General features: G+C 67.6%; 8 protein-coding genes. 6 read left to right on the top strand and 2 right to left on the bottom strand.

Annotation, left to right across the window (positions count from 1 at the left end; genetic code table 11):
• The first annotated feature begins 194 nt into the window (after window positions 1-194).
• Entirely contained in the window at window positions 195-737 is a 543-nt protein-coding gene (locus V6U79_RS06130; RefSeq protein ID WP_334613823.1) for a hypothetical protein, read from the top strand.
• A 313-nt stretch (window positions 738-1,050) separates the two neighbouring features.
• A complete protein-coding gene (locus V6U79_RS06125) occupies window positions 1,051-1,401 on the top strand; it encodes a hypothetical protein (protein ID WP_334613822.1) in 351 nt (116 codons plus the stop codon).
• 55 nt (window positions 1,402-1,456) lie between these two features.
• Here the strand turns inward: V6U79_RS06125 and V6U79_RS06120 are convergent, their stop codons facing one another.
• Window positions 1,457-2,641 carry an IS110 family RNA-guided transposase gene (locus tag V6U79_RS06120; protein ID WP_334613821.1) on the bottom strand — a complete coding sequence of 395 codons (1,185 nt, stop codon included), beginning with the start codon at window positions 2,639-2,641 and terminating at the stop codon, window positions 1,457-1,459.
• A gap of 751 nt (window positions 2,642-3,392) precedes the next feature.
• Between V6U79_RS06120 and V6U79_RS06115 the strand changes: the two genes are divergently transcribed.
• A complete protein-coding gene (locus V6U79_RS06115; protein ID WP_334613820.1) occupies window positions 3,393-3,968 on the top strand; it encodes a hypothetical protein in 576 nt (191 codons plus the stop codon).
• Window positions 3,969-4,385: 417 nt separating this feature from the next.
• Here V6U79_RS06115 and V6U79_RS06110 read toward each other — a convergent pair whose 3' ends face one another.
• Window positions 4,386-5,255 (bottom strand): DUF4253 domain-containing protein, encoded by an 870-nt coding sequence (locus tag V6U79_RS06110; RefSeq protein WP_334613819.1) that lies wholly within the window; start codon window positions 5,253-5,255, stop codon window positions 4,386-4,388.
• A gap of 922 nt (window positions 5,256-6,177) precedes the next feature.
• On the opposite strand from V6U79_RS06110, the gene V6U79_RS06105 reads away from it, so the two are divergent.
• From V6U79_RS06105 to V6U79_RS06095, 3 genes are all read left to right on the top strand, one after another.
• Window positions 6,178-6,738, top strand: coding sequence for a hypothetical protein (locus V6U79_RS06105; protein WP_334613818.1), 561 nt, complete (start codon window positions 6,178-6,180; stop codon window positions 6,736-6,738).
• Window positions 6,739-7,570: 832 nt separating this feature from the next.
• Window positions 7,571-8,371 carry a DUF4184 family protein gene (locus V6U79_RS06100; protein ID WP_334613817.1) on the top strand — a complete coding sequence of 267 codons (801 nt, stop codon included), beginning with the start codon at window positions 7,571-7,573 and terminating at the stop codon, window positions 8,369-8,371.
• A 756-nt stretch (window positions 8,372-9,127) separates the two neighbouring features.
• Entirely contained in the window at window positions 9,128-9,394 is a 267-nt protein-coding gene (locus V6U79_RS06095) for a preprotein translocase YidC (protein WP_334613815.1), read from the top strand.
• Window positions 9,395-9,456: the final 62 nt, after the last annotated feature.

The raw sequence follows: 9,456 nt of genomic DNA, 5'->3' as shown, positions 1-9,456 counted from the left end.
TGGAGACTAATTTCAGTCTGCCCGCGCGGAACTCAGACCGTCAGTTTGAAAGAGCGTGCTCAACCGGCCGTGATGCCCGAAAGCCTGCGGCCGGCGGGCGGTCTGGTTGCATCTCGTGCCCGCTCGTGACCGTCCAGGGACACCGTTACTGGCCCGTGGATGGCCCACCGACCCTGGGCGGTACCGTCGCTGACGTGCAATCCGATCGCGCTCTGCTGGATCAAATCCGCGCTACGCCGTGGATCGCGGCCCTGTTGGCGCGGTTGTTCGACTTCGATGTCTCCCGGGCGGCATACGGACCGGGGGAGCCGGTCCACCTAGCCAATGGCGAATCCCTTGAGATGATCGCCGGGGATGCCTCGGGCGGAGCATTCATGTTGGTCGGCTCAGGTAGTCAACGACCAGTCGTGTACGTCGGGTCAGAAGGCGAGGGCGGGATAATTGCCACGTCCCTGCGTGATGCGCTGGCACTCGTCGTTGGCCTGTCCAGTCTCCACGACGCGACCGCAAGGCCGTTCGCTGATGATGGCAGCCAGCTACGGGACTGGCTGGCCCAAGCAGACCACTACATTCGCGCTGACTGGCCGCAGCTCGACATGGAACGGGACCGGCTCCGGGAAGCACTCGATCTGCCGGCCGCAGACGAGCTCCTGGCCGCACTGCACGCAGCGGCAGCCAACGAGCGCTACCGCCCGATCAGCGACGCTGGCGACCGCTACAGGTCAATGCTTGAGTAGCCATGCGGGCCTGGCTGGAAAGCGGCGAATTTCCTCGTCGGGCAGTCTCCGACCGTCCAGCCTCCCCGGACGGGGACAAGGTGGAGCGCCTTACCAGCCGAGTCTCAATGGTGGGTATCAAGAGTCGGTGCGGTGGGCGTTGGGTCTCCTCGGTCGGGCAGGCTTGTTCCTGGCCGAGGTTCTCGGGCAGCCCTTGGGTGCCCGACCGGGGAGACCCTGGCGGTGGTCTCTGAGGGAGGGTCGCGGTGGTCTCTGAGGGAGGGTCGCGCGGGGCAGCGCACCGTTGGCTGTCGGTGGCGGGGATGATTGGATCGTGAAGAGCCTCAGCGAACTTGCCCTCGACCTCTGCGCTGATCCGGAACATCCTGAGCGTCCGGGGAACCATATGAACGACGCCACCTGGGAATTCATCGAGACGCTGACCTTCGCCGACGCTGACGAGATCACGACGATGATGCAGGAAACCAGCCCGGTTCCGACGGTGGGTCTGCCGGTCTGGGCGAGGAACCTCGCCTACCGTTTGGCTTGCCTTCAGCGCCCGGACGACGCCGAGTTGCTGCGGGCGGCCGGCACGGACCTCTATCTTCACGGGCCGGACTGGAACGAGCATGCCAGAGAACTCTTGCTTCGTGCGGACGAGCTGAGTGGCTCCTCCCCGGCCTGACGTTCGGCGGCTGATCTCGGAAGAAGGTGGCCGGCGAACCACCATGACAGTGGGTCTATGCGGTGGCCATCGATGGTGGTTGGACTTGAAAACACCGATTGTCACGTAGCAGGGCCCAGAGGACGTTGACGCCGCGGCGAGCCAGGGCGATCAGGGCCTGTTGGTGCTTGCGCCCTTCGGCGCGTTTGCGCTGGTAGTAATCCTGGTTCGGGCCGTCGATCCGCAGCGTGCTCAGGGCGGACATGTAGAACACGTGCCGCAGCCGCCGGTTGTAACGCTGCGGGCGGCGCAGATTGCCGGTGCGCTTGCCGGAGTCACGGGCGACCGGCGCCAGGCCCGCGTAGGCGGCCAGATGGTCGGCGCTGGCGAAGGTGGACAGGTCCCCGACCGCGACGATGAACTCCGCCGCCGCCAGCGGCCCCATTCCGGGCAGGCTGCGGATGATGCGGGCCTGCGGATGGGCAGCAAACACCGCCTCGATGGCCTTGTCGGTGTTCTTCATGCGTTGGTGCAGCTGTAGCAGATGCGTAGCCAGCTCACCGGCCAGGGCGGCGGCGGTGTCTTGTCCGGGCAGGATGAGGTCCTGCTCAACCGCGGCGGCCAGCGCCTGATCGGCGACCTTCGCGGCGTGCACCGCCCGATGCCGGCGCAGGTGCGCGATGAGCTGCTCGCGACCGGCATCGCGGATCTGCTCGGGGGTCTGGTAGGCGCTGATCAGGACCAGCGCCGCAATGTTGGTGAAGGTCAACGTGCGTTCCAACCCCGGGGAGATCCCGAGCATCAGTCGGCGCAGCCGGTTGACGGTGCGGACCCAGTCCTCGACCAGGTCGGCGCGGTGCGCCACCAGCAGCGCGAGCTTGGCGATCAGCTCCGTCGGTGCCTCGACGGGCAGAAAGTCATGCCGCATCCGAGCCGTGTGCGCGATGACCACCGCATCACGCGCGTCAGTCTTCGCCTCGCCGGCGAACCCAGCGGCCATCGTCTTGACCGTCCGGCCCGGGACATAGACGACCCGGTGACCAGCAACGGCCAACATGGCCCGCAGCAGCGCGGTCTCGCAACCCACCAGGTCAACCGCCCACACCACCTCGTCGCTGATGCCGACCCGGTCGATCAGCTCCGCGATCGCCTGCTGATCGTTGGCCACCCGCGTCGAGCACAGCACCCGCCCGGCAATGTCCACCGCGACCGCGTGGTGCGTCTGCTTGCCAGCGTCGACGCCTACCCATACCTGCGCCAAGACATCCTCCCGAACCTCACACAGATCCAGGTCACCTCGGACGACCTCACCGGCAGTTCCTTAGCAAGCGACGATTCGCAGATCTCAATCAGCGGCCAAGGCGCCCTGGGCTGGCTGGGCGGCCGCTCGTCTATGGCCACCCAACGGCAAACGACCTTGAGCCACACCCAGCCAGCCCGGCGGCCCGGAACAACATCCAGACGCAGGAACCCTAAGGAACGACCTTGGCCCCGTCCGGGGAGGCTGGTAGCCCTTGCGGTGCCCGGCGAGGTGATCCGCAGCGGCATCTCTGAGGAGGGCCGGGGTTCGGGGCGGAGCCCCGAGGTCCTCCAGGTGTTGTGATCCGTCAGCGTGGCCGGCCGGCCCGGCCGATGCCGGCCGGAGGTCGCCAGCAGGCCGGGGCCGGGCCGGCGCTGGCCGCTTGCGGGCCGCCTTGATCTGATGAAGCGGATTCGGCAGTCTGTGACCGTCGTCGGATGTCCCATCGCGGGACAGGTTCGACGTTCATGTGTCCCACCAGATGCTCCACGTGGTCGCGCGGTCAAGGGTCACCGTGGCCTCGCGCGGTCGGCTACCGTCACGCCTGTGCACCGGCAAAGGTGCCCACAGACTTCACCCCCTCGCTAGTCGGGGCGGCACGTGGCTGCGAGGGTCTGAAACGTCCGCGCTGGCAGGACCGAGTGGTCCTGCCAGCGGGACCATCTGGGTTTGTCGCTCTGGCATCACGTGAGTCGAACAGGGAGGCTCGCACATGCGGCGGTGGTCGGTACTGACGTTGGCGCTGCTGGTCGTCGCGGCGTCCGGCGTCTTCGTCGTGCGGTGGATGTCCGTGCCCAGCGGGCGGAAGCTTCCCCCCGGGCCGGTGCGCGACCAGCTCGCCGCGCGGGTCGTGGAGGTGCTTGAACGCGACCCGACCTTTCGGACCGAAGTCACCCAGGAACCAGGTCCGCACCCGGTTTGCGTGGCGTCGGTGTTCGGAGTGGCGCCGGATTGGGCTGACACCGTTGCGGACGTGCGCACCGTCTATACGTGGGTCGACTGCCTGTGGTTGTGGCCGGCCGATGTTGCCAGGGGGCCGGCTGGTCTCGACTTCAACCAGCTCTCCGGGCTGGGAATGCCAATCGCCTTGCATCTGGGTCCACCCGTCACATACCAGGCCCCGGAGGATGGCGAACGAAACGGGGACAGCATCCGGCGCATCTTTCCCAAATCGCTGGAAGCCGCCGCCTTCTCCCCTCCCCACCGCTCGATGCGTGACGAGCTTCAGCAACGCGTTCTGCAGGTAGCGACCTCATCGACGCCTTCGCCGTCTCCTTCACGTTCGTAACGCCACTTGATCGCTGCGGGGCAGGACCAATGCCTCACCAATGACCTACGGGCTGCTCGTGCGGTTCCTCGCCTACACCGGGCTGTGGTCAGGTGAGGCGTCCGCACTGCGGGTGTCACGGCTGGATCTGCTGCGGCGTCGGGTGACCGTAGCGGTCGCCTTCGTGATCGACCTCGGGAAACGGCGAAGCCCAGGCCGATGACCTGGGCTTCTGTACCGAGCCGCCTGACGGAATCGAATCGTCGACCTACGCATTACGAGATCAAATTGCCAGCTCCGACGACCTGGATACATAGGGGTCCAGCAGCGGAAACACCTCTCGACATCTCACACCACTCCCCCGCCGTCCGTCGACCTCTTGCGGACCAGATGCGGACCGCTCGCCTGGCAAGGGGCTGGGGTAGGCGTGCCGGACGCTCAGTCCCACCAGAACGACCAGTGGCCCGCCGGAGCCTGCCGCCGCGCCACGTCGTGCACGTCGCCGAGGATCTGTTCCAGGTCGTCGCAGGAGGACCACTGCTCGATCGCGCAGATGGCGGCGGCCAGCGGGTCGCGCGGCGGGCGGGTGACCAAGAGTTCCAGGCCGTCGAAGTCGGGGGCGTACAGCTCCGCGCCCCAGGCCTTCTCCCAGTGCCGCAGCACGAACACGTGGTCCACGTCGAGCAGGTCCGGGTGGGAGGGGCCGCCCATCCAATTGTTCATGATCGCCATGAGTCCCGGCACCAGGGCGAGCACCTCGTGGCCGGCCGCCGCCGGCACGAGAAGCACGCTGGTCGGCGGATACGACCGGGTGTGGCGGGCGACGCCGGGCGGGATCTCCGCCAGCGGGCTAATCGCCGCGGCAACCCGCACCGGGTCGAACCCAGCCCGATCCTCCTCCTGCCACGCCGCGACCTGTGGCTCGGTGAGATAGCCCCCGCTGAGAGTCCACTCCAGCTTGGACCTGATGATGAGCGCCATCCGCTCCGCCGGGTCGACCTCTCGCAGGACCGCCAGCCACGCGGGACCCTGCTGCTCACGGCACCATTGGTACGTCCCCTCCGCCGCATTGTCGGCCGTCCAGCCAAGCACTGGCCAGAGCCCCGTGCGCGGCTGTTCGGCCCGCAGCGCGCGCCAGACCCGGTCGTGTTCGCCCGCCGGAAAGGTCCCGCTGACCAATGGCACAGCGGCCGCCGTCTCGGCACACTGGATCCCGTCCAGCCGGCTGAGCAAGGTTTCCACACGGTGATCATCACAGCCCGGCCCGCCTTCCGACCCACCGGTTTCCCGGTCGCTGGCGCGCGACATCCCGTCACCATCAGACATGCTGTCGCCACGGTCGGCCGGGCTGGCTTCGAACCCGCACCGTCAGTTTGGAAGGGCGAAGATCACCGCCACGAGATGCCCGAAACGCCTGCTCGTGGCGGGGGAGTGGGTCACGGCTCGTGCCCGCTCGTGCCCGTTCGGGGCACCGGCTACTGGCACGTGGCTGGCACGCCGCCATCTGATCCGTAGATTCCCAAGGCCGCTCCGCAGCCGTTCGGCAACGTCCGTGTCGTCCTGGTCGCCGCGCTCTCGGCAACTGGATCGGTCCGGGCTCGTCCGCCTCCGTTCGCCCCAGTGGCTCCCAGACTGTCAGCTTGGGATGTGGACAAGATCGGATCTGCGTGCCGCGTTTCCCGCGCTCGGTGCGGTCCCTTACGGCCTCAACTGGCCTTTCGGGGCACGGGCTTATGGCCCGCCAGTGGCCCGCAAAGTCCGAACGGCGAAGACCACTGGTGCGATCAGCACTACGATCACCCATTGGAGTGCCACGTAGGCCGCAACGAGGATTTGAATGAGTACGTAGTCAAGCGCCAACGGAACGTCCGGGCTAGCCGTGGGACCGGCGAGCGGTACCCAGCGTGGCTCTCGTGGCCGCCACAGGAGCCAACGGGACGGCCCGTTGCGCCGCGCGTCCGCCTCATCCCCGGAACCATCGTCCATGCGGTGATTGTGTCCTACCAAAGGGTTTCCGCGAGGGCCGGCGGGACTGGAGCCTGCGACCGAGGGATTACGAGATCAAGATGGGTGACCCAGCGACCTGCCCGAGTGGGCTACTAGCAGCGGAAACACCTCTCGACATCTCTCACCACTTCCCCACCGCCCGTCGACCTCTTGCGGACTGGATGCGGACTGCTCGCCGCGTTACTCCGTAGCGTCGTGCTGTCGCGCTCGCCATGATGAACGTATGAGCCACCTGTACGTCGTGCGGTTCGGTGACGAGCCTGAGATCGACCCACCGCCTGAAGACGAAGAGGACGGCACCGATCACAAGACCACCTATGCGCACTTCGGCCTGACCTACTACCGGGCTTGCGTGCTGGAACACCAGGTGGTCAACATGCTGGCCTTCTCGAAACTGCTTGAAGCCGAGGCCGAAGCAAAGAAGCTTCTCAACGACCCATGGGACGAACACTTCAAGGAGACCCTGGGGCGGCTGGTTCGCCGCTTCACGCAGCAGGCGGAGGGCGATCAAGAGCTGATCGATGATCTGGCTGAGGCAGTGCGGCTGCGGAACCACTTGGCGCATGCCTTCTGGAGAGAGCGCGCAGAGGACTTCTGTTCCGACGCGGGACGTGCTGACATGATCGCCTTCCTCGAACAGGCCAGGGAGCTTTTCATCCGGGTTGATGAACAACTCACCCAGCTCGGCCATGCGCAGCGGGAGCGTGCGGGCATTACCCAAGAGCTAATCGACCAGCATTACCAGACGATGCTGGCGCGGGCTGAGGCAAGGGACGAGAGCTGACCGTCAGACCGCCTCGACGGATGGTGGCCGCCAGTCTGCCCCCATCCCCCGGATAGATGCCAAAGACTGCGCCGCTCGGTCGGGGTCAAGGGTGGCCGTAGGCCATCGGCGTGCCGACGCGCAGCGCCCTTGACGCCGGACGAGCGGTGTAGAGGATTAGGCATCCGGGGGATGGGTCACGCCCTGGTCCTCGTCGCCATCGATGCGCGAACCTAGCCTGGGAAACTCGCAGGCAAGCAGCTCTGCTGCGCGGCAGCGATCGCCCCGCCCTCGATGGAGAGCAACCCCGACCGCGATCGTCCCGCCTCAGCCTCCAATGCCTTTCATGCTCCGCAGCGTGGCCGGCCGGCCCGGCCGATGCCGGCCGGAGGTCGCCAGCAGGCCGGGGCCGGGCCGGCGCGGCCCGCTTGGGCCGCCTTGATCTGATAGAGCGCAATTCGGCAACTGCTACGGGTGAGGCGGGTGTCTAGCCCCAGCACTGCTTGACGGATCCGTCCCAGCACATGCACCGGCATTGTCGACCTCGGGAAACGGCGAAGCCCAGGCCGATGACCTGGGCTTCTGTACCGAGCCGCCTGACGGAATCGAACCGTCGACCTACGCATTATGAGATCAAGTTGCCCGTGCCGACGACTTGGGAACCCGGGGTCTACCAGGGGAAGTGGTTCTCGACATCTCGCACCGCTTTCTCTCCGTCCGTCAACCCCTTGCGGACTAAATGCGGACCAGCTGTCTGTCTGCCGGATGGCTCAGTTCGTGGAGCAATGGCTTCCCAGATGCGGCGCGCCACGCTGACAACACCACTATTGACCCCAGGTGGGAAGATGCGCCGATGCCGCTCACCTTTCCGTCGCACCCAGGTGTGGTACTCCCGCTCAAGCTTTGGCGACCCCGATGGTTCGACGGGGTCGCGTTGACTACCGGGGCGGTCGCACCCGACATCAAATACGCATTCCTCGGGATCGGACCCGAGTGGCAGAGCCACACCCTCACCGCGCTGATGTGGTGGTGCCTGCCAGTGGCGCTGCTCGGCGCGTGGATCGTCCGCGCCACCGTCGCGACCCTCGCCGCCCACCTACCCCACCTCGGCCCGCTCGCGCTGCGCGACTACGGGGTGCTCGCCACAGTGCGCCACCCCTGGCAGATCACCGCCGGATCGGCACTGCTCGGCGCAGCCAGTCACATCGCTTGGGACTACCTCACCCACACCGTGGCGTGGCTGCGCATCGTATTCGGCATCGACTGGGACCAGGTCAGCGACGTCGCCTGGTGGACCGTGTCCGACATTCCCAGCAGCCTCATCGGCGCGCTGGTCACGCTCGGCGTCGCCGTTGTGGTCGGCCGCCGCCGGCTCCTTCGCGTCTGGCACGGCAACCCACCGCCGGTCCCCGCCCGCCCGACGGTGTTCTGGTCCGTCGCGGGCGCCGCCGCAATCATCGGCTACACCCTGACCCCGCTTCTGCCAGCCAACGAGCTGCCATGGGCGACTGTCGTACGGCTGCTGTGCGTCACGGCCGGGGCGCTGCTCGTCGCCGCCCTGGCAGTGCAAGCGACGAGCGCTAAGACCGCCCCCACGGACACACGCACGGTGGCGCGTAGGAGCCATTCAGAAGTGCCACCCTCGTCGCTCTAGCAGGTTCTGTCAGCGCTGGGTGACTGGCGGATCTCCTCGTCGGCCGAAGGTCGCCAGCAGGCCGGGGCTGGGCCGGCGCGCGCTTGCGGGCCGCCTTGATCCTTGAAGAGGTCAATTCGGCAGTATCAACGGCCTTCTGCGCTGTCGTGTCCCGAGGCACGCTCGACGTTCGCGTCCCACCTGATGCCTCACATGATCCTCAAGAGGCGCGGGGCCCTGAACGGTCCGCGACAGGGGCGCGCATCGCGCGTCAGATCCGTGCACGCGAGCGTGGTTTCTTCGAGGCGACCCGTGAACCAAGATCAGCGCTCAAGCGATGTTTCACCTTCAGCTATCGTCTTCACTGCCGGATGCCCGCACCGCCGTGACCCCCCCCCTTGTCGCCCAGACGGTCGTTGACGTCTTCCACACCGTCCTCGCCCTCGCAGCGTACGAGGCGCATCTGGCAGTCATGGCCGCCCGGATGCGGGCCGAGGGGTGACCGGCTGGGCGGGCCGTCTGCGGGGGTGGCCCGGCCCGCTGGCTCGCCGTGCCGTTGGGGACGCTGGACGGTACGGCGGACGGGAGCTTCCCCGCCACGGACGGCAGCCCCACGGCAGCCCACTTCACCGGCCCCCGGGTGCACCAGGTGCCCCCGACGCCGGCCACAACCTTCCGCAGGAAGCGCCGGACGGCGTCGCCGCCGCCGCCCGCGAGGTCATCGGGATGGGGTACCCGGCCGGAAGGTTTCCCCACTGACGCACGGGGAAGCCAGCCGTGACCGGAATCGGGCACCGACGGGAGGCGACCGTGGGGTACCAGGCGCGAGACGGTGAGCTGCCGGTCGACCCGGAGCACGCCGAGGACGAGGCCGGCCAGGCCCGGTTGGTCCAGGTCGAGACGGACACCGAGGTGCCGGCGCCGGACAACACCGACGAACCGCCAGACATCGTCACCAAGGACGACGGCTCCGGCGTTGCCGGCGGCTCCGGAAGCAGCGGCGGCGGCTCCAGCATGCCGGGACACCCGGACGCGACCCGCTGAACCCCGGGCACCCGCCGCTCGGGCGCGCCTACAGCCGTGCCGGACCCAGACGTTCGGCTCCA

This window comes from Micromonospora psammae, from assembly GCF_036902725.1.
Lineage (GTDB): Bacteria > Actinomycetota > Actinomycetes > Mycobacteriales > Micromonosporaceae > Micromonospora.
The sequence above is the reverse complement of the archived record's forward strand: the minus strand, read 5'-3'. Positions and strand labels throughout refer to the sequence as shown.

Bases quoted from the DNA above. Each gene is read 5' to 3' on its own strand.
- V6U79_RS06115 (WP_334613820.1), top strand. From the start codon at position 3,393: ATGCGGCGGTGGTCGGTACTGACGTTGGCGCTGCTGGTCGTCGCGGCG.
- V6U79_RS06110 (WP_334613819.1), bottom strand. From the start codon at position 5,255: ATGTCGCGCGCCAGCGACCGGGAAACCGGTGGGTCGGAAGGCGGGCCG.
- V6U79_RS06105 (WP_334613818.1), top strand. From the start codon at position 6,178: ATGAGCCACCTGTACGTCGTGCGGTTCGGTGACGAGCCTGAGATCGAC.
- V6U79_RS06100 (WP_334613817.1), top strand. From the start codon at position 7,571: ATGCCGCTCACCTTTCCGTCGCACCCAGGTGTGGTACTCCCGCTCAAG.